18 protein-coding genes are annotated in these 17,063 nt (G+C 58.3%); 5 read left to right on the top strand and 13 right to left on the bottom strand.

Annotation, left to right across the window (positions count from 1 at the left end):
• Positions 1-40 precede the first annotated feature (40 nt).
• From AC2FF7_RS13505 to AC2FF7_RS13455, 11 genes are all read right to left on the bottom strand, one after another.
• Entirely contained in the window at positions 41-1,030 is a 990-nt protein-coding gene (locus AC2FF7_RS13505; RefSeq protein ID WP_480869152.1) for a nuclear transport factor 2 family protein, read from the bottom strand.
• Entirely contained in the window at positions 1,027-2,070 is a 1,044-nt protein-coding gene (locus tag AC2FF7_RS13500; RefSeq protein ID WP_480869150.1) for a LacI family DNA-binding transcriptional regulator, read from the bottom strand. The genes AC2FF7_RS13505 and AC2FF7_RS13500 overlap by 4 nt, the downstream gene beginning before the upstream one ends.
• Positions 2,063-2,818 carry a hypothetical protein gene (locus AC2FF7_RS13495; RefSeq protein ID WP_480869148.1) on the bottom strand — a complete coding sequence of 252 codons (756 nt, stop codon included), beginning with the start codon at positions 2,816-2,818 and terminating at the stop codon, positions 2,063-2,065. Before AC2FF7_RS13495 ends, AC2FF7_RS13500 begins: the two co-directional genes overlap by 8 nt.
• Positions 2,818-3,582: an SDR family NAD(P)-dependent oxidoreductase gene (locus AC2FF7_RS13490; protein ID WP_480869147.1), complete on the bottom strand. Its 765-nt coding sequence runs from the start codon at positions 3,580-3,582 to the stop codon at positions 2,818-2,820. The genes AC2FF7_RS13495 and AC2FF7_RS13490 overlap by 1 nt, the downstream gene beginning before the upstream one ends.
• Positions 3,582-4,634, bottom strand: coding sequence for an ester cyclase (locus AC2FF7_RS13485; RefSeq protein ID WP_496850722.1), 1,053 nt, complete (start codon positions 4,632-4,634; stop codon positions 3,582-3,584). Before AC2FF7_RS13485 ends, AC2FF7_RS13490 begins: the two co-directional genes overlap by 1 nt.
• Positions 4,631-5,962: a histidinol dehydrogenase gene (gene hisD / locus AC2FF7_RS13480; RefSeq protein WP_496905783.1), complete on the bottom strand. Its 1,332-nt coding sequence runs from the start codon at positions 5,960-5,962 to the stop codon at positions 4,631-4,633. The genes AC2FF7_RS13485 and hisD overlap by 4 nt, the downstream gene beginning before the upstream one ends.
• A gap of 11 nt (positions 5,963-5,973) precedes the next feature.
• On the bottom strand, positions 5,974-6,504 hold the full coding sequence (locus AC2FF7_RS13475) for an ester cyclase (RefSeq protein ID WP_170755243.1): 531 nt from the start codon (positions 6,502-6,504) through the stop codon (positions 5,974-5,976).
• A gap of 4 nt (positions 6,505-6,508) precedes the next feature.
• Positions 6,509-7,663: a carbohydrate ABC transporter permease gene (locus AC2FF7_RS13470; protein ID WP_496905782.1), complete on the bottom strand. Its 1,155-nt coding sequence runs from the start codon at positions 7,661-7,663 to the stop codon at positions 6,509-6,511.
• A gap of 1 nt (position 7,664) precedes the next feature.
• A complete protein-coding gene (locus tag AC2FF7_RS13465; RefSeq protein ID WP_480869143.1) occupies positions 7,665-8,687 on the bottom strand; it encodes a carbohydrate ABC transporter permease in 1,023 nt (340 codons plus the stop codon).
• A 67-nt stretch (positions 8,688-8,754) separates the two neighbouring features.
• Positions 8,755-9,966 carry an ABC transporter substrate-binding protein gene (locus AC2FF7_RS13460; protein ID WP_480869142.1) on the bottom strand — a complete coding sequence of 404 codons (1,212 nt, stop codon included), beginning with the start codon at positions 9,964-9,966 and terminating at the stop codon, positions 8,755-8,757.
• A 75-nt stretch (positions 9,967-10,041) separates the two neighbouring features.
• Positions 10,042-11,088 carry an ABC transporter ATP-binding protein gene (locus AC2FF7_RS13455; protein ID WP_170355998.1) on the bottom strand — a complete coding sequence of 349 codons (1,047 nt, stop codon included), beginning with the start codon at positions 11,086-11,088 and terminating at the stop codon, positions 10,042-10,044.
• Positions 11,089-11,241: 153 nt separating this feature from the next.
• On the opposite strand from AC2FF7_RS13455, the gene AC2FF7_RS13450 reads away from it, so the two are divergent.
• Together AC2FF7_RS13450 and AC2FF7_RS13445 are read left to right on the top strand one after the other, a co-directional pair.
• Positions 11,242-12,255 carry an ester cyclase gene (locus tag AC2FF7_RS13450; protein ID WP_496905793.1) on the top strand — a complete coding sequence of 338 codons (1,014 nt, stop codon included), beginning with the start codon at positions 11,242-11,244 and terminating at the stop codon, positions 12,253-12,255.
• Entirely contained in the window at positions 12,252-13,133 is an 882-nt protein-coding gene (locus tag AC2FF7_RS13445; protein WP_480869140.1) for an amidohydrolase family protein, read from the top strand. The genes AC2FF7_RS13450 and AC2FF7_RS13445 overlap by 4 nt, the downstream gene beginning before the upstream one ends.
• A gap of 40 nt (positions 13,134-13,173) precedes the next feature.
• On the opposite strand, the gene AC2FF7_RS13440 is transcribed toward AC2FF7_RS13445, so the two are convergent.
• On the bottom strand, positions 13,174-13,809 hold the full coding sequence (locus tag AC2FF7_RS13440) for a DUF1326 domain-containing protein (protein ID WP_170355995.1): 636 nt from the start codon (positions 13,807-13,809) through the stop codon (positions 13,174-13,176).
• 256 nt (positions 13,810-14,065) lie between these two features.
• On the opposite strand from AC2FF7_RS13440, the gene AC2FF7_RS13435 reads away from it, so the two are divergent.
• From AC2FF7_RS13435 to AC2FF7_RS13425, 3 genes are all read left to right on the top strand, one after another.
• Positions 14,066-14,551 carry a PACE efflux transporter gene (locus AC2FF7_RS13435; RefSeq protein ID WP_480869139.1) on the top strand — a complete coding sequence of 162 codons (486 nt, stop codon included), beginning with the start codon at positions 14,066-14,068 and terminating at the stop codon, positions 14,549-14,551.
• A gap of 133 nt (positions 14,552-14,684) precedes the next feature.
• Complete coding sequence (locus AC2FF7_RS13430) at positions 14,685-15,374, top strand: outer membrane protein (protein WP_480869138.1); 690 nt, start codon at positions 14,685-14,687, stop codon at positions 15,372-15,374.
• Between the two features lie 69 nt (positions 15,375-15,443).
• Complete coding sequence (locus AC2FF7_RS13425) at positions 15,444-16,166, top strand: glycosyltransferase family 25 protein (RefSeq protein WP_480869137.1); 723 nt, start codon at positions 15,444-15,446, stop codon at positions 16,164-16,166.
• Positions 16,167-16,210: 44 nt separating this feature from the next.
• Here AC2FF7_RS13425 and AC2FF7_RS13420 read toward each other — a convergent pair whose 3' ends face one another.
• Complete coding sequence (locus AC2FF7_RS13420) at positions 16,211-16,861, bottom strand: peroxiredoxin (protein ID WP_170355987.1); 651 nt, start codon at positions 16,859-16,861, stop codon at positions 16,211-16,213.
• Positions 16,862-17,063 lie beyond the last annotated feature (202 nt).

The following is a 17,063-nucleotide window of genomic DNA, read 5'->3' as shown; positions in this document are numbered from 1 at the left end:
TACCGCCGCGCCTGTTCGCTGGGTTTGAGGCAGGTTGGCATCACAGGTCTCCGGTCGCCAGAAGAAGCTGCTTCCAGATCGCCGTTTCATCGAACAGGGTCCATTCGCGGCGCAGGCGGATATCGCCGCCGATCAGTTCGCCCCATTCGGCGTGGCTGATGCCCATCACAAAAAGGTCCGCCCCGGTGGGCACGCCAAACGCCCCCCAGCCATCATGTTTGCCATGCAAGCTCCAACGGATGGCCGAGCGGGGCGGCATGTTGGCATCCTCGCGCCCGATTTGGTGATGAATGGTAAAGGTCGCATTGGGCAGCGCGGCACGCAGAGACATCCAGAACCGGTCCACCGCGTCGCGCCCGTGGCCGGTGGCCCCACCGGGATATTCACTTTGCACGGCACGATCATAGTCGCGTTCAACCGCCCCCATATCCGCGCCCATCATCCGGGTCAGCAGGTCAGCATGGCGCTGGCCCCATTCGTTGTCATTCCCCCGCCCTTTGTACGGCCCGTCCAGATCATTGGCCGGGGTCAGAGGTTTGACGCATGCCTCGGCCCCGCCCTCGCGGGCGATCAGGTCGCGGGCAAATTCCTTGGGCTCCCACCCCATCTGCCGGACGATCGCGCCATTGTCGCGGATCAGCCATTCATCGTCGATCGCATTGTTGCGCGCGTGGCAGTCAGCCAGAATGCGATAGCGCAGCTTGGACCCGGTCGCCTTGCCGAACGCGCCATCGCCCAGATGCGTGGCGGTGGACATGATGCGGTGGCTCGACAGCATCCCATCCTCGGGCGAGCCGGACCAGATCACATCCTCGCCCAGAAGGGTACGGTCGGGGAATTCGGCCAGCGTCGCCATAGTCGCGCCGATAACACCCTGATTGCCGGTCGAGACACTGCCCGGCATCCGCACCACGATATCCTTGCCGTAATACTCGTGCAGGGTCGCGATGCCGCGATCCTCCCAAATTTCTTTGGTGATGCCGATAATGTAGTCCGGGAAATCCCGGAATTTCGGATCAAAGCCCTTCATGTCTCAGTCCTTTGTGGTTCCCACCCCTTCGGCAACCGCGCCGAGGTCCGCACGATCAGCGGCCCGTCAATGGCCACTTTCCGCGGTTTGGACGTAGCCGGGGTGTCGATATGGTCAAGCAATGCGGTGACGGTTTCAGCCACCATCAGATTGGCGCGCTGGCGGATGGTCGTCAGGTTATAGGCGGGCCACCCGGCGGGCGGCACGTCGTCATAACCGATGACCGAGACATCCTCGGGCACGCGCAGGCCCAGTTCAAAGCGGATCACGTCCATCACCGCCAAAGCCATGTGGTCATTGGCCACGAACACCGCGTCGGGCCTTTTGCCGGGGGCAACATCAAACATCCGGCGGGCGGCGGCCCGGGCGTTCTCTGTATGGAAATCTCCGACATCATGGGCGAACACATCCTGCCCGCCTTCAGCCAATGCCGCGCGGAACCCCGCCTCGCGGTCGCGCTGGGTCGAGGCGCCCTGCCAGCCCGCAACATAAGCAATGCGCTTATGCCCTCCGGCCAGCAGAAACTCGGCCACTTTGCGCCCGCCCGCATAGTTGTCCGAGGCCACCGTGGTGATCCCGTCAAGATCCTGCGTGCGGTTGAACAGCACCACCGGAACGCCGGCCTGCTGACAGCGCATGGCGATATCCGACGACATTGGAACCGAGGCAAGAACGACCCCATCGACCTGATAGTCCAGAATTTCATCCATCACGTCGTCAATATTCCCGGCCGAGCGTGAGGCCATGAAGATCAGCACGTGATAGCCCTGTTCCTGCAGCGCATTTGAGAGCTTCTCAAGCGCCTCGGGGTAGAAGTAATTCTCAAGATACCCCACCACCAAACCGATGATCCGGCTTTTGCCTGACACCATGGCGCGGGCCAGAACATTGGGCCTGTAACCCAGCTCAGCAGCCGCCTTGCGCACCTTGTCTTCGGTCTTTTTGCTGACGGATGCACCGGGCGTGAAAACCCGGCTGACCGCTGACTGGCTGACACCGGCCAGTTGCGCAACCTGCAGGGATGTGACCTTTTCAGCCATCCGGTTTCTCTCTCAACAATGCAGCCAGCAATATCATCCCAGCATCTAGCCCCATCGTCGGCACACCACGCGGTACGGTCGGGTCGTGAATGCTCAGCCATGCATTGCCATCGTGGTATTGATTCAGGGATTGCAATGCTGCCATTGGGCCTTCGGCTTTTGCTATGTCCCGCAGACCGTCTATGGCATGGATCGGTGCCGTTTTTTCAAACTCACGACCGCGCTGTTCACGTTGCGCACGAAATTCGGAAACCATAGCCTGGCTTTCGTCCTGCTTGGACACACCTTCATGGTCCCAACGTTTTGCGTCACGCATGACGGGGGCAACCCGCTCGGTCCAACGAAAACCGCGCGAGATCGTAGGAACCGCAAAGGTCAAATCGCAACAGGCATCCATGACCCCACGCAGACTGTCCGGTACATGAAAGTCACCCCGGGTGTCCGGCAGTTGGCTTCCGGGGCGCTCGCCCAGAAATTGAACAAATAGCTGATGCACCGTATCGGCATCGGGTTCGTTCAGTTTACCGATCCGTTGCTGCGCATCTTCCCGAACAGAGTCTTTGTCGATCTGTTTCAATCCGTATTCGTCCAAGATCGGGCCAAAACGCCCCCAAAAGTGATGCGGTTCTTCATTCGCCATCCCGGCAGAGGGTCGATAGATCATTGTTTTGCCTTCTTCCACGATAGCATTAAGGATCGCATCCCGTAGTCGGCGTTGAATGCTGATATCCTTGTCGTCATAGCGCATCAGTCCGCCGTCCACCCCCCGTCAATCAACATCGAGGTGCCCGTCACCAGCGCCGAAGCGTCCGAGGCCAGATAGGTTACGGCACCCATGATATCTTCGACCTCGCCCACGCGATCCAGCTTGATCTTGTCCATAATCCACGCGGCGCGTTCGGGGTTATCAAACGTGGATTGTGTCAGCGGCGTGCGGATGAAGGTTGGGCAGACCGTGTTGATGCGGATGCGCTGTTTGCCCCATTCGATCGCCATTGCTTTGACCATGCCCTCAAGCCCGTGTTTGGTGGCACAATAGAGCGCCCGGTCCACGCCGCCCACATGGCCCATCTGGCTTGAGATATGAATGATCGACCCCGGCCTGTCCGCCGCCAGCAGCGCCTTGGCCGCATAGGACGACAGGAAATAGGCCGAACGCAGATTAACGCTGGTTACTGCGTCGAAATCTTCGGGCGTGGTCTCGACAGCCGGGCTGTGGCGGGCGGTTCCGGCGGAGTTGACGACCACGTCAAAAGTACGGCCTTCGAACAGCTGTTTCAGCGCCTGCAAGTCGCCCTGATCCACCACGGCCGCCTCAGCCGACCAGCCCTGCGCCTGCAGTGCGGCGACGGTCTCAGCCAGCCGATCCGCCCCGCGCGCGGCACAGACCACATGCGCCCCGGCCTCTGCCAGTGCCACGGCGCAGCCCTGACCAATACCCGAAGAGGCACCGGTAACCAGCGCGGTTTTACCGCTTAGCGAAAACGAGGGGGTGCGGGGCAGGTCAGTCATCAGCTCATTCCATCCGGTATTTCAATTCGGCCCATATTCCGGGCCTTGTTGAATTCCCGCAGACGGGCGAACACGTCAACTCCCAGTTGGCGATAAGCGTCCAGAAGATCGACCAGAACCCAGTTTTCTCGGATCAGGCCATTCTCGAGCCGCCAGAAATCCAGGCTGCGCATGGTGATCCGCTGGCCCGAGGGCGCAATCCCCATCCAACCGTCATGGGTCACCGTCTGGATCATGTTCGGCCAGCCGGTGACGGCGGCATATTCGCCATCGCCGAAAAAGTGATAGGTTATGTCATCTACATACTGCCCGCGATCCGGCATTCCGTTCAGAAACGGAATCTGGTGCCAGTTGCGAAACCCAGCATAGCCGCGCCCGGTTCCGATCCCGGCGGGGCCGTACCAGTTCATGCGGGGATGCCAAAACTTTTCCATCTCCATCACCTCCGGCCCACCTTCTGATGGGTGTTTCTTGAGGTGATCCAGCATGTCGATGATGTGCTGGCATGTCTGCTGACCTTTATCGGCATCATATGGCCCCGGCACCAGACCATCCTGCGTCGCGGGGCCCGGCACCTGCCATTCATGCCCAAGACTGGGGGCCATGGGCCAAGCGTTGGCCTGCATCATCACTTCGGGGATGTCCCACAGCGCCTGCATCTCGACGATCTTGCCGTCACGGAAGCGATAGAATTCATGGAACCGCATTGTCACCTGATGGCCGGTCGGAGGAATCTCCAACCACGGCCCGGTGAAGGTACCGGTATAATAGCCGCCGCAACCGACCCAATCCGCACCGTGTTCATCCGGCCCGGCCATGACGATGTAGTCGCGCCGCTCCAAATCAGGCCATGCGTCCAGCAGACCCTTAAAGGCGGTGTCGTAGAAGGCATCGCTGCCGGTGCTGTCGCCAAACGGATGGCACAACCGAAACAGGGCGTCCGGGGCGCTGGCCTTGGCCAGCGCCTGCCGCACACCCGTTTCGGTAAAGTCATACATAGCCGCCCTGACCGGCGCGATCAGGGCTTTATGCTGCGTATGAATATCACTCATTCGGCGGCGTCCCGATACGGGGCCGCCTCGCCATAGGGCACGTTGATCCCACCATAGCGGCGGACGCGGACGTTGCATTGCTCGGCATGGCCCACGAAGCCTTCCAGCATACACAGGCGCGAGCCATATTCGCCGATCAGCGTCGCCGCCTCATCAGTAAGAACCTTCTGGTAGCTGTGCGTTTTCAGGTACTTACCCACCCAAAGCCCGCCGGTATAGCGCCCGGCCTTTTTGGTGGGCAGTGTGTGGTTGGTGCCAATCACCTTGTCACCGTTCGACACATTGGTGCGCGGCCCAAGGAACAGCGCGCCGTAGCAGGTCATGTTCTCAAGGAACCAGTCATCGCGGTCGGTCATCACCTGCACATGCTCAGAGGCGATGTCATCGGCGACCTGCAGCATCTCGTCATAGGTGTCGCAGACGATCACCTCGCCATATTCTTCCCAGGACACTTTCGCGGTGTCGGCGGTTGGCAGTATACCCAGCAGGCGGTCGACCTCGGCCAGAGTATCTTCGGCCAGCTTGCGCGAATTGGTCAGCAACACACAGGGGCTGTTATAGCCATGCTCGGCCTGACCCAGCAGGTCGGTGGCGCAAAGCTCTGCATCCGCTGCAGTCTCATCTGCGATCACCATGGTCTCGGTAGGACCTGCGAAGAGGTCAATCCCCACGCGGCCAAACAACTGGCGCTTGGCTTCGGCCACAAAGGCGTTGCCGGGACCGACCAACATGTGAACCGGGTCGATGGTTTCGGTCCCCAGCGCCATCGCGCCGATGGCCTGAATGCCGCCCATGACGTAAATCTCGTGCGCGCCGCCCAGATGCATGGCGGCGATCACTGCCGGGTTCGGTTTACCCTGAAACGGAGGTGTGCAGGCGATGATCCTTGGCACACCCGCCACGCTGGCTGTCGCCACCGACATATGAGCCGAAGCCACCATTGGGAACTTGCCGCCGGGCACATAGCAGCCAACCGATTGCACCGGGATGTTCTTGTGGCCGAGAATGACGCCGGGCAAGGTTTCAACCTCGATATCCAGCATCGAGTCCCGCTGCGCCTGCGCAAAGTTGCGCACCTGTTCCTGCGCGAATTTGATATCGTCCAGCTCACGCTCGGTCAGTTGGCCGATCAGCTCGTCGATCTGATCTGGCGACAGGCGAAACGAGGCGGGCGAGTAATTGTCGAACTTCTCGCTCAGCTCGCGCACGGCGGCGTCGCCACGGGTTTCGATGTCTTTCAGCGTGGCCTCGACCACTGCGCGGGTCTTGGCGTCATCCTCGGCCCGGTCAGCGTCGGACTTGCCGCGTTTGAGATACTCGATTGCCATAGTCCTGATCCTTACTTGTCGGGGCGGGGGGCGGTTTTCTCACCCCGGTCATAGGCTTCCCAGCCCTCGCCATTGAACAGATCCACACCCAGCTGCGCGGCCACGTGGGCGAAATCCACATTCACCCAGTTGTCAACGATCTTGCCATCGACCACTTTCCAGAAATCCATGTAACGGATTTCAACCCGCTTGCCGGTGGGGGCGATGCCCAGAAACTCGCCGGAATGCGTGGCCTCTTGCCGGCCAAAGGCGGCGGCCCATTCGCCCATGTAAAGACGAGCCTCATCGATGCAGGTCTTGTCGGAAAACGCGGCCTGGAAGGGGCGCTGCCAGTTGTCCTGAAACTCTTTCAAGCCGGTCTTGGTACCGCAGCCCTGATTGCCCAACCAGCGGAATCCTTGCGAGAAGAACTCGCCGATATCATCAATGCGGTGGTCATTTAGACCATCGACCATCGTCTCGATCACACGGCGCGTTTCATCCGTTTTGGACATGTCCGTATCACGGGTCAGAACGGCTTGTTCCGGGCGGGAACCCTTCATTTCTTTATCCTTTTACTGCGCCAGCGGTCAGGCCACTAACGATTTGGCGTTGGAAGATCATCACAAGGAAGAACAGCGGGGCGATGATCGACACAGCAGCGGCCACGGCAACTACCTGATCGGTCGTCGTTGTCTCGCGGTTGAACATGCCCGCAATGGCGGGGACCATCGTCTGGTTCTGCGCATCAAGCAGCAGCGAGGTCACAAGAAAGTCGTTATAAGCCAGCAGGAAGCTGAACAGCCCGGTGGTGATCACCCCCGGCCACATCACCGGCATGATCACGCGGCGGAAGGCCTGAAAGTGGTTGCAGCCATCGACCCGCGCGGCCTCGTCCAGTTCGGCTGGGATATTCTGGAAGAACGAGCGCAGCATCCAGATGGTGAACGGCTGGTTGATCGCCACCAGCACCGCGATCACGGCGAAAGGCTTGCCATAGAGCGTCGGTGCATTTTCACCCAGAATAGGCGCCAGCCATTCGGCCGAGTTGATGAAGACCGGCAGATAGCCCGCAACCAGAACCGAATGCGGCAACGCGCGAAAGATCAGCGCAATAAGCAAGATCCAGAAGGCCAGCGTTGACCCCGACCGCGCTAGCCCATAGCCCGCCAGCGTGCCCACGGTCAGCGACACGGTCACCACCCCGGCGGTCACGATCAGCGAGTTCTTGAAATTGTTGGAAAAGCCCCGATCGACCCAAACGGTCTTATAATGCTCGGTTGTCACGCCCAGCACATCGCGGCCAAGGGGACCGAAAAGCGGGTTCAGCACGTTCAGAACCGCAGGCAAGACCACAAAGAACACCAGCAGGAAGGCGATCAGGGCGACAAGCACTCCGACCACCCAACCGAACCATTCCTGGCCCGGTGACGTGCATTCCTTGATCTTCGCGGGCAGCACTTTGGTCACGACCATGGCCGCGCCCCAGATCACCGCGATGCCAACGATGATATCCAGAACCGAAAGCCCGTTCCCTGTGGCCAGCGTCGCCGGGCCAAAGATCACGTTCAGCGCGTTGCTGTCATAGGCGTCAACGGGGGATTTGACGCTCATGATCGCGATCCAGACGATCGGGAAGGCGGCGACAAGACACCAGAACGCGAGGAAGATGTTCGAGGTCAGCCGCAGGCTGAGAGGTTGGCGAAGCGCGCGCGAGGACATATCAGTGGCCTCCTTTATGGTCGCGCCAAGTGCGGCGCAGCGGCAGGATCAGCAGAAGGACGATCCCGATCATGGTCAGCATCGCGCTGGCCGAGGCCCGGCTGATCGACCGGTTGCCCGCCTGATCCGGCACGAGGAAGTCGAAGGTCAGCCATTGCAGTGAGATGACGTAAGCCTGGCTGGAGAAACCGACGATCTCTTCGAACACCCGGTAGGCGTCCATCAGGTGGATCATCGACACGAAGATGATCAGCGGCATCAGATGCGGAATGACGATGTACTTCATGCGCTGCCAGCGGGTCGCTCCGTCGATCACGGCGCTTTCCAGACTGTCCTGATTGACGGTCTGAAGCCCGGCATAGAACACCACGGCCGCAAACGGGGCCACGTGCCAGACGCGGTAGAACATCATCAGAATTTCAATCGTCCACGCCTGCGCAAACAGAGCTATGTCGCGGTTCAGCCACCACTCCAGCAGCGCCGTCAGGATGCCGTCCCCACGGAACAGCCAGTTGATCGATAGCGCGCCGATCACCGGCGTGATGATGAAGGGCAGCAGCGAGATAAAGATCACCGGCCCACGGATCGACCGCGCGGCGTTGTTGATCAAAACCGCGATGCCCAGCCCGAACCCGATGACCAGAGGCAGCGTGATCAGCGTGAACGTCAGAGTGAACCGCAGCGCCTTCCAGAAGTTGATGGTGGACAGGACCGACCAGTTGCCCTCGGTGATCGCGCGCCACGCGCGTTCAGGCTCCAGCACATTGCGATAGCTTTGCAGGCCGACATATTCGGTCTGGGTGATCACCTCGCCATGTTCATCCAGCTTGGGCTGCGATTTCTGCTCGGTCACGCAGGTTTGGGTCAGGAAGCCGGGGGTGCAGGTTTCGACCTCGACCGTCTCATAGACGGGTTGGGTGATGTAAAAGCTCTGCTTGAACACGCTGACCAACGGGAACGCGATAAAGAGAAGCATCATAAAGACAGAGGGGCCAACAAAGGCGGCAAATGTCCGAAAATTCATGGCTCTGCCTTTCTCATGGTTCTCAAGTGGGAAAAGAGGGAGGGCACGGGGCCCTCCCCAGAGAGGATCAGTTGCTGATCAGACCAGCCTCTTTCGCGGCGGTGATGTAATCCGCCTCGATATCGGCCAGCGCGGTCTGTGCGTCCTTGGCACCGGTCAGGTAATCGGCCAGACCATTGCCCAATGCGCTGTGAAGAACACCCATTGCGGCGCTGGCCGGGTAGGCCCCAGCACCGTTTTCCGCCGAAGCCGCAGCGCCAGCGGCCAGATCGCCGGGCTTATAGGCGGCGTTCAGCCAGACGGCGGTGTCATTGTTGGCGCTGACCATGTCACCGTCGATTCCTTCCATGACCAGACGGAAAGCAGCGTCGGCCTCTTCATCGCTCATGTTCGAGGCGAGAACGATGCCGTCCCACCAGATCGTGGTAGAGGGACGTTCGGACCCCATCGGAGCCGAGGCCATGGTGACTTTGCCAACCACCTGGCTTTCAGCTTCGTCATTCATGGCAGCCGCGCGGCTGGCCCACAGGTTCGCCATGGCGATCTTGCCCTGCTGGAACTGCTGCTGAACATAAGTGGAGTCGGACACGAGATATTCCGGATCCATGAACTCGGTCATGGCCTTCATCGTCTCAAGCGCTTTGACACCCTTTTCATTGTTGATCGAGGGCATGTTGCCTTCGCCGATGAACGTGCCGCCTTCGCCCATATACATGTTGACGAATTCCTGGGCCAGGTTCCAACCCGTCTTAAACGTACCGCCGATGGGGTATTCCATCACGCCGGCCTCTTTGATCTTGGCAGCGGCGGCCAGAACGTCGTCGTAGGTGGCGGGCTCTTCGATGCCAAGGTCTGCCAGAACGTCATTGCGGTACATCAGGTGCTGCGCGTTCACCATCATGGCAATCGCCATCACCTTGCCATCCACCTTGATCAACTGGTTGGGCAGCAGGCCCTGACCGTATTTCGCAACCAGATCATCCAGCGGACGGATCGTGCCCGCGTTTAGCAGCGGGATCATGGTTTCATTCGCAACACCGCCAATCTGATACAGTGACGGGTCGGCCGCAAAGGCTTCGGGCTGCTTCTCGCGGAATTCCTGATCCAGCGATGCGCTGAAATTGCCGCATTCGGCCATCGCATCGGTGACGGCTTTCCAGGCCTCAAACCCTGCCGAAAGCGATTTCAGCGGCACTTCGTTTTCATAGGAACAGGCCGCAGATGCACCGCTTGCCGCGATGGCCATGGCGCCTGCCATTAGGATCGTCTTGAGTTTCATGCGTTTCTCCCTGTCAGGATGGGTCCGTCGTCGACGTCCGGACCGCTGTTATGCCCGTATGGGCTGTTTTTGGGGTTAGCCCCCGATCCGCGCACCGCTTCCAGCTTCGAAGAGGTGACAGATTTCCGTTGGCACCGAGAACGAGACGTTGTCCCCAATCTCGGCGCGGAAAGATTTATCGGCCTTGACCGACACCAAAGCCCCGCCAACCCGGACCGAAATCATGGTCGCGTCGCCCAGCAATTCGAGCGTGTAGATCGGCGCGGTAATCTGGCCCGAGCCTTCGGCAAGGCTGGCATCCTCGGCCCGGAAGCCCAGCGTCATGGGGCCGTCCGGCGCGTCCACCGGTATCTCCACATGTTCCGCGCGGAACACCCCGCCCGCGACCTCACCCTCCATCAGGTTCATGGCCGGTGAGCCGATAAAGCTGGCCACAAAGGTATTCGCTGGTCGGTCGTAGATTTCGGTGGGGCTGCCGACCTGCTGCACTACGCCCTGTTTCATCACCACAACGCGGTCGGCCAGTGTCATCGCCTCGATCTGGTCGTGGGTTACATAGATCGTCGTCACCGCCAGTTCGTGGCTGAGGTTCTTGATCTGCGCGCGGGTCGAAACCCGCAGCTTGGCATCAAGGTTCGACAGCGGCTCGTCCATCAGAAACACGTTGGGCTCGCGCACAATGGCGCGGGCCAGCGCCACACGCTGCCGCTGACCGCCCGACAGTTCGGCTGGTTTGCGATGCAGGAAATCGTCCAGTTCAACCATCGCGCTGGCACGGCGCACCTTGTCGTCATGGGTCGCTGGGTCGATGCCGCGCACCTTCAGCGGAAAGCGGATGTTTTCATAGACGTTCATGTTGGGATAAAGCGCATAGCTTTGGAACACCATCGCAACATCACGGTCCTTGGGCTCCAGATCGTTGACGACCTTGCCGTCGATCAGAATCTCGCCCTCGGTCACATCCTCAAGCCCGGCGATCATGCGCATCGTGGTGGTCTTGCCGCAGCCCGACGGGCCTAACAGCACCAGAAACTCGCGATCTGCGATCGTCAGGTCAAAATTGTGGACCCCCACGAAGGTACCCCAGCGTTTGCCGACGTTGCGCAATTTGATTTCCGCCATGGAGCCCCCCAACTAGGATTCGCTTTGCATACGTTTGCAAAACTGTAATTCGCATGTATCAAATCGAGCAAGACTTTTTTGCATACGTATGCAAAAATGAAGCTGAAACCCGACTCATCCCTGGCGGATGAAACTGATAAAACGCTGAGAAACATGGTAAATTCCGAACACTTTCAGAAAGCAAAAAAATTAATCATTGCCTTTCACAAGAAGTTGGAAGGCGCAGGCAAGCATCAAATCACGCAGGTTCTGGGCCAATTTTGCGCACCAGATATGCTGTGGCGTGGCTTTCATCCATTCAATCAGCTTAGCGGTTCCGCGCAAGTAGGGGACCGATTCTGGCAGCCGCTCAAACACAGTTTAGCCCATCTTCAAATACGCGAGGACATTCTGTTTGCCGGACAGAACTCATTGCGGGACGAGGCCGATATCTGGGTCGTCTCAATGGGGCATCTTATGGGGTTGTTTGACCAACCGTGGTTGGGCATCCGCCCGACAGGCAAGCTGACTTTCCTACGATATTGTGCCTTTTATCGGATCGCCGAGGGGCAGATTGTCGAAACAGCTATGTATTTCGACATTCCGCATCTGATGGTGCAGGCCGGGCAGAACCCCTTCCCACCGCAGACCGCCATGCATGTGGTGCAGCCAGGTCCAAGAACGCATGACGGGCTGCTGATAACTGAACAGCCCATCGAAGAGGGGCAGAAAACTCTGGCCGTGATCAATGCAATGATTGCAGATCTGGGCCAATGGAACAGCGGGCTATCGCTTGAGGATGAACTGGCCCAAAGCTGGCACGACGACATGCTGTGGTGGGGCCCCGAAGGTATCGGCGCGACCTATACGATCGAACGCTATGCCAAGCAGCACTCCGGCCCGTTCCGCGCCGCTTTCACGAACCGCTCCAAGACCAATCATATTTGCCGACTGGCCGAGGGACATTACGGCGGCTTTTTCGGCTGGCCCAACTTTACGGCCATTCCAACCGGCGGTTTCATGGGGATGCCGGCCACCGGCCAGACCGGCGAATTTCGGGTGATCGATATTTATCGCCGTGATGGTGACAAATTGGCTGAGAACTGGATTTTCATTGACCTGCTGCATTTCTGGAAAGGGCAAGGCGTCGACATTCTGGAACGCAGCACAGGGATAGAAACGCCATGAAGATAGATGCGCATCACCACCTTTGGGACCTGTCCGCTGTGACATATCCGTGGCTGGCCGAAAAAGGGGTTGTTCGATTTTTCGGTGACCCCGCGTCCATCCAACGGGATTATCTGCTGCCAGAGTTCCGCGCGGATACCGAAGCACAGGGCTTTGGCGCGTCGGTACATATCCAGGTAGGAGCAGCAGACCCGTGGGCCGAAGCGCGTTGGGTTCAATCCGTGGCCGACCAGTTTCCGGACTGGCCTCTGGTACAGGTGGCCTTCTGCGATCTGACGGCTGATGATCTGAGTGAACAACTCGATCGTCTTCAAACCTTGCCGTCCCTGCGCGGTGTTCGACAGATCATAGGCCGCGCGCCTGGCGAGGACGCAGTCACTGGCACCAATGCGCTGCTTGAGGACCCCAATTTCCTATCCGGCCTTCAACAATTGGGGGCGCGTGGCCTGTCCTTTGACCTGCAACTTCTGCCCGAGTTGATGCAACAGACCGCTGCCGTTCTTGCCCAATCCCCCGATACGCAGGTGGCATTGTGCCATGCCGGATCACCGCATGATCGAACGGATGAAGGCTTGCGCCAGTGGTCCGATGCCATGACGTCGTTGTCCTGTTTGCCGCAGGTTTTTTGCAAGCTGTCCGGTTTGGGGATGTTTGATCACAGCTGGAGCGCCAACAGCGTTTCGCCCATCATAAAGACCTGCCTGTCCCAATTCGGATCTGACCGCTGCATGTTCGGGTCGAATTTCCCGGTCGACAGCCTAAGCGCGACATACCAGGACACCGTATCCCGGCATGAGGCCATCGTCCCGGTCGCCAGTCATACCGATGTCTTTCACAACACGGCGAAACGCTTTTACCGCATTGAAGCAGCGCGTTAACGGCTCAGTGAAACAGGGGGCGGAAACGGTCAGAACGCCCCTAGTGGGCGACCCCCGACGGCCCGTGTTTCAACACATGCCACTGGCCAAAGCTATCCTTGAGGTCCAACGTGATCGCAGCATTCGCCGTGGTCGAGGCGCTGCCGATCTCGGCGATGGTGAATTCGATCCCACCGGGAATATCAATGCGCACCCGGTGCTCTCCGCCACCATGCGGGGCCTGAATCGGGCGTCCGGTTGATCGCAACACGTCGCCTACTGTGACATTGGCCTTGCGCCCTTCAATGTCGATATCAAAGTCTATCGGCAGATACAGGGTATCATGCACGGTTTTGCACATGGCACGGAACACGAACCAATGGGTGGCCATTTCGTCGGTTTCTTCCCCGTGGAACACTTTCTCCAGCGCATTCCGCTGCGCGTCTGTCGCACCCGGATCAATGATCACCTGCATTTCCCCTCCGCCCTCGAAAATCGGGCCGGGCCAGGCATATATCAGTGCCGCCTTGGTGCCCGTCAGGTCGATCTCGCCGAAATGCCCTTTGGACACCTCGAGCACTTCGAACCCTCGGCAATTCCCATGGGTGGGTAGTTCTTCGAACTGGCAGGGACAGGCGTAACCGCAATTGCAGTTCCCGAATGCCGCGCCCTCAACGTACCAATCTGTAAATGCCATCGTGACCCTCCTGAAATGAAAGCCCGATACCTGTCTTCATCTGCCCCGACGCCGGTATCCTAGCACATTTAGCCCAGAACTCCGAACCAAGGTGCCAATCATCTGGAACGCCTCAAAGGTCTGTGTCCAAGTTCACAGTCAACGAGCTCTCAGCATGACAGTTTACCCAAGGGAAACAATTTCCTGCCGACCTAAAAGACAGGTTCGGACAAAAGACCGAATTAGCAAGGTCATCACGTGTGTGAAGGGATGGGTCATGACACTGAGGACGTTCAAAGAACGCGTCATACAAACCGGCAGTTTTGAGCTTATAGGCATTGCCTTTGTCTCACCGGTCTACGCCTATATCGCGGGATCTTCTATGGCGCATGGATTTGCGTTGATCACACTGCTGTCCATCGTCATTCTGATATGGTCGCCTATCTTCAACACCCTGTTCGACCTGCTGGAAAGGAACCAAACCTGCCGTTTGGCCTGCGCCCGGCCGCATCGGATGCGAATTATTCATGCCGTGCTGCACGAGGTCACAGCGGTGATCATCACGTGCCCGTTGATGATGTATGTCGGAGGGCATTCGTTAAAAACCGCGCTGGCCTTTAACCTCGGCCTGACGATCACATACTCCGTCTATACCTATGTATTTCACATCGTTTATGACCGACTGCGGCCCGTTCAACCTGTGCGCGCAATTCAGAAGGCGGCTATGCAACCGCTGGAATTGTCAGCCCCGCAAAACGTATGAAAAAACGGGTTGCGATTATTTGCTCACACAGCCCCAAATACCTGTGAATCGAAGTGAAGCCTCCATGCCTTCCTATTGCCGAAGCGTTCGCCCACATGTGCGCTCGTAACCATTTGGAACAAAGGACATGGACATGGTTAAGCGTATTTTTCTCGCCTCGGCGGCACTGACGATCAGCGCATCGGTATTGTCGGCACAGAGTCTGGCAGACGGCCTGTATATTCAGGGCTTCGCTGGTTACAGCCAACTGCAGGACAGCGACTTCAGCGGCACCGTCAATGGCGGCCCAGAAAACGTCGACACCGATTTCGACGGTGGTTTCGGCCTGGGTGTGGCCGTTGGCAAAGAGATCCCGCAATGGAGCAACGACAACATTGGTACCCGGATCGAACTGGAACTGTCTTATCGTGACAACGATGTGGACGGCGTGAACTTTTCCGGAAACGGCCCGGCCGCCGAAGGCAATGTTTCGGGCGATGTGACCCAGACGTCTTTGTTTGCGAACGTTCTGGTCGACTTCAAGCAGGCCGGAGCCTTCACCCCTTACGTAGGCCTGGGCCTGGGTGCGATCTATACCGACCTGGATTTCGCCTATGGTCCGGGTGTCGAACTGGACGACAGCGACACGACCTTTGCAGCCCAGATCATCGCAGGTGTATCTTATGACGTAAGCGCCAACACCTCTCTGACGCTGGATACCCGCTATTCGCGCGCCTTTGACGTTTCGTCTGATCGTCTGGCCCCGAACGGAGCGCTGACCGGAACTGTCGAAGACGATATCGACGCGTTTAGCGTAAATTTCGGTGTCCGCCAGCAGTTCTGATAGCATAGGGGAAGAGTTTCTCTCCGGTTTCTCTTCCCCCGCGTGTTCCTGTGCTCTATGCACGGGGGCATGCGTTCATTTATCATTCATATGTCCTCCAGCACCGCCCGGCAGAAGAACGCTGCAAAGCTGTGCCAGGATCTGCCAAATGGCGAGTTAATCGAGGCTGTGGATGGTCGCGATCCGCAACAAATAAACGATGTCCAACTATTTCCGGGTAATCTTTACCGCCCCGAATACCCGTTTGAATTACGCCCGGCCGAGATCGGAGTGTTTCAAAGCCATCGGCGAATTTGGCAAAAAATGGTCGATGAAAAGATTGATCTGGCCATCACCACCGAAGACGACCTGCGCATCGACCCAGAACGCATGAAGCAGGCCCTTGAGCTGATCAAGCCGATTGCCACTCCGGATCACTACATACGTATCCCTGTCAAACAGCGTGAAACCGCTGCGGAGGTGCTGGCAAGACGAAAGGATTTGAGGCTTATTTTGCCCAAAGTCATTGGCTTGCAATGCGTCTGCCAACTGGTCGGGCGTCGGGCTGCGGAACGTTTGCTTGCGGTGACAAATCGAATCGACCGCCCGATAGATACGTTCCTGCAGATGCATTGGCTTACCGGACAACCGATCCATTCTTTGCAAGGCAGCGGCAATCAGGAAGTCGCGGGCGAGATTGGCGGCTCGACTATTCAATTCCGACCCCCGGTCAGCGACAAGCTGACACGCGAGTTCAAACGCGCGGCATACAGGGCAAAACTGATGCAACACCCTCAACGGGTTAACGCCTAACACGCGCAGTTAAAAAAGCGGGGCTTTACGCCCCGCTCTGTGTATTAGCTTGGCGCTTTGGTTTTGCGCAGATAGGGAAAGATCGTTTCGAACTCGCCGAATTTCTCTTTGGCTTCTTCGTTGGAAACTGCAGGCGGGATAATCACGTCCTCGCCCGGTACCCAGTTGGCCGGGGTTGCAACGCCCTTGCTGCTCATTTGCAGACCGTCCAGCGCACGCAGGATTTCCGCAAAGTTGCGGCCCACTGTCATCGGATAGGTCATCGACAGCTTCAATTGCTTGTCGGGGCCAATGATAAAGACAGAGCGCACCGTGGCGCTGTCTGCAGGGGTACGGCCGTCGGGCAAATACGCTTCGGCGGGCAGCATGTCGAAGGCTTTTGAAACCGCAAGCCCGTCATCAGCGATGATAGGGAAACCGGGATTGGCGTTGCCGTAAGCCTCGATGTCCTTTTTCCACTTCTTGTGGTCCTCTACGCCGTCGACCGAGACGCCAAGAACCTTGGTGTTTCGCGCCGCCCATTCGTCATTCAACTGCGCAACGGCGGAAAACTCGGTGGTGCAGACAGGGGTAAAATCCTTTGGGTGCGAGAACAGAATCGCCCAGCTATCGCCAATCCAGTCATGAAACTGAATGGTGCCCTGATCCGTTTCTGCGGTGAAATTCGGGACGGTGTCATTGATACGCAAACCCATGGGGCCTCTCCTTCTGATACTGGTAAGCCTGATGAGAACTTAATCAATTTGCCCATAAGTTAAACTGCTGTTTCCAGATCGAGTTTAAATTCACGCATTTCGATTTGAAGCCCACACGGAATTGTCCCTTGCCCGGCGTCTACCATGGTGACAAGGTTGCGGCGAAAAACCGACCAACCGGTCGGGTCAACTACGAAAGGGT

The organism is Ruegeria sp. YTSC325, assembly GCF_059609525.1.
This window is presented reverse-complemented; position numbering and strand designations above follow the sequence as displayed.

What these genes read in the sequence shown, in the direction of transcription:
- AC2FF7_RS13505 (WP_480869152.1), bottom strand. Translation starts at nt 1,030, where the DNA reads ATGAAGGGCTTTGATCCGAAATTCCGGGATTTCCCGGACTACATTATC.
- AC2FF7_RS13500 (WP_480869150.1), bottom strand. Translation starts at nt 2,070, where the DNA reads ATGGCTGAAAAGGTCACATCCCTGCAGGTTGCGCAACTGGCCGGTGTC.
- AC2FF7_RS13495 (WP_480869148.1), bottom strand. Translation starts at nt 2,818, where the DNA reads ATGCGCTATGACGACAAGGATATCAGCATTCAACGCCGACTACGGGAT.
- AC2FF7_RS13490 (WP_480869147.1), bottom strand. Translation starts at nt 3,582, where the DNA reads ATGACTGACCTGCCCCGCACCCCCTCGTTTTCGCTAAGCGGTAAAACC.
- AC2FF7_RS13485 (WP_496850722.1), bottom strand. Translation starts at nt 4,634, where the DNA reads ATGAGTGATATTCATACGCAGCATAAAGCCCTGATCGCGCCGGTCAGG.
- hisD (WP_496905783.1), bottom strand. Translation starts at nt 5,962, where the DNA reads ATGGCAATCGAGTATCTCAAACGCGGCAAGTCCGACGCTGACCGGGCC.
- AC2FF7_RS13475 (WP_170755243.1), bottom strand. Translation starts at nt 6,504, where the DNA reads ATGAAGGGTTCCCGCCCGGAACAAGCCGTTCTGACCCGTGATACGGAC.
- AC2FF7_RS13470 (WP_496905782.1), bottom strand. Translation starts at nt 7,663, where the DNA reads ATGTCCTCGCGCGCGCTTCGCCAACCTCTCAGCCTGCGGCTGACCTCG.
- AC2FF7_RS13465 (WP_480869143.1), bottom strand. Translation starts at nt 8,687, where the DNA reads ATGAATTTTCGGACATTTGCCGCCTTTGTTGGCCCCTCTGTCTTTATG.
- AC2FF7_RS13460 (WP_480869142.1), bottom strand. Translation starts at nt 9,966, where the DNA reads ATGAAACTCAAGACGATCCTAATGGCAGGCGCCATGGCCATCGCGGCA.
- AC2FF7_RS13455 (WP_170355998.1), bottom strand. Translation starts at nt 11,088, where the DNA reads ATGGCGGAAATCAAATTGCGCAACGTCGGCAAACGCTGGGGTACCTTC.
- AC2FF7_RS13450 (WP_496905793.1), top strand. Translation starts at nt 11,242, where the DNA reads ATGGTAAATTCCGAACACTTTCAGAAAGCAAAAAAATTAATCATTGCC.
- AC2FF7_RS13445 (WP_480869140.1), top strand. Translation starts at nt 12,252, where the DNA reads ATGAAGATAGATGCGCATCACCACCTTTGGGACCTGTCCGCTGTGACA.
- AC2FF7_RS13440 (WP_170355995.1), bottom strand. Translation starts at nt 13,809, where the DNA reads ATGGCATTTACAGATTGGTACGTTGAGGGCGCGGCATTCGGGAACTGC.
- AC2FF7_RS13435 (WP_480869139.1), top strand. Translation starts at nt 14,066, where the DNA reads ATGACACTGAGGACGTTCAAAGAACGCGTCATACAAACCGGCAGTTTT.
- AC2FF7_RS13430 (WP_480869138.1), top strand. Translation starts at nt 14,685, where the DNA reads ATGGTTAAGCGTATTTTTCTCGCCTCGGCGGCACTGACGATCAGCGCA.
- AC2FF7_RS13425 (WP_480869137.1), top strand. Translation starts at nt 15,444, where the DNA reads ATGCGTTCATTTATCATTCATATGTCCTCCAGCACCGCCCGGCAGAAG.
- AC2FF7_RS13420 (WP_170355987.1), bottom strand. Translation starts at nt 16,861, where the DNA reads ATGGGTTTGCGTATCAATGACACCGTCCCGAATTTCACCGCAGAAACG.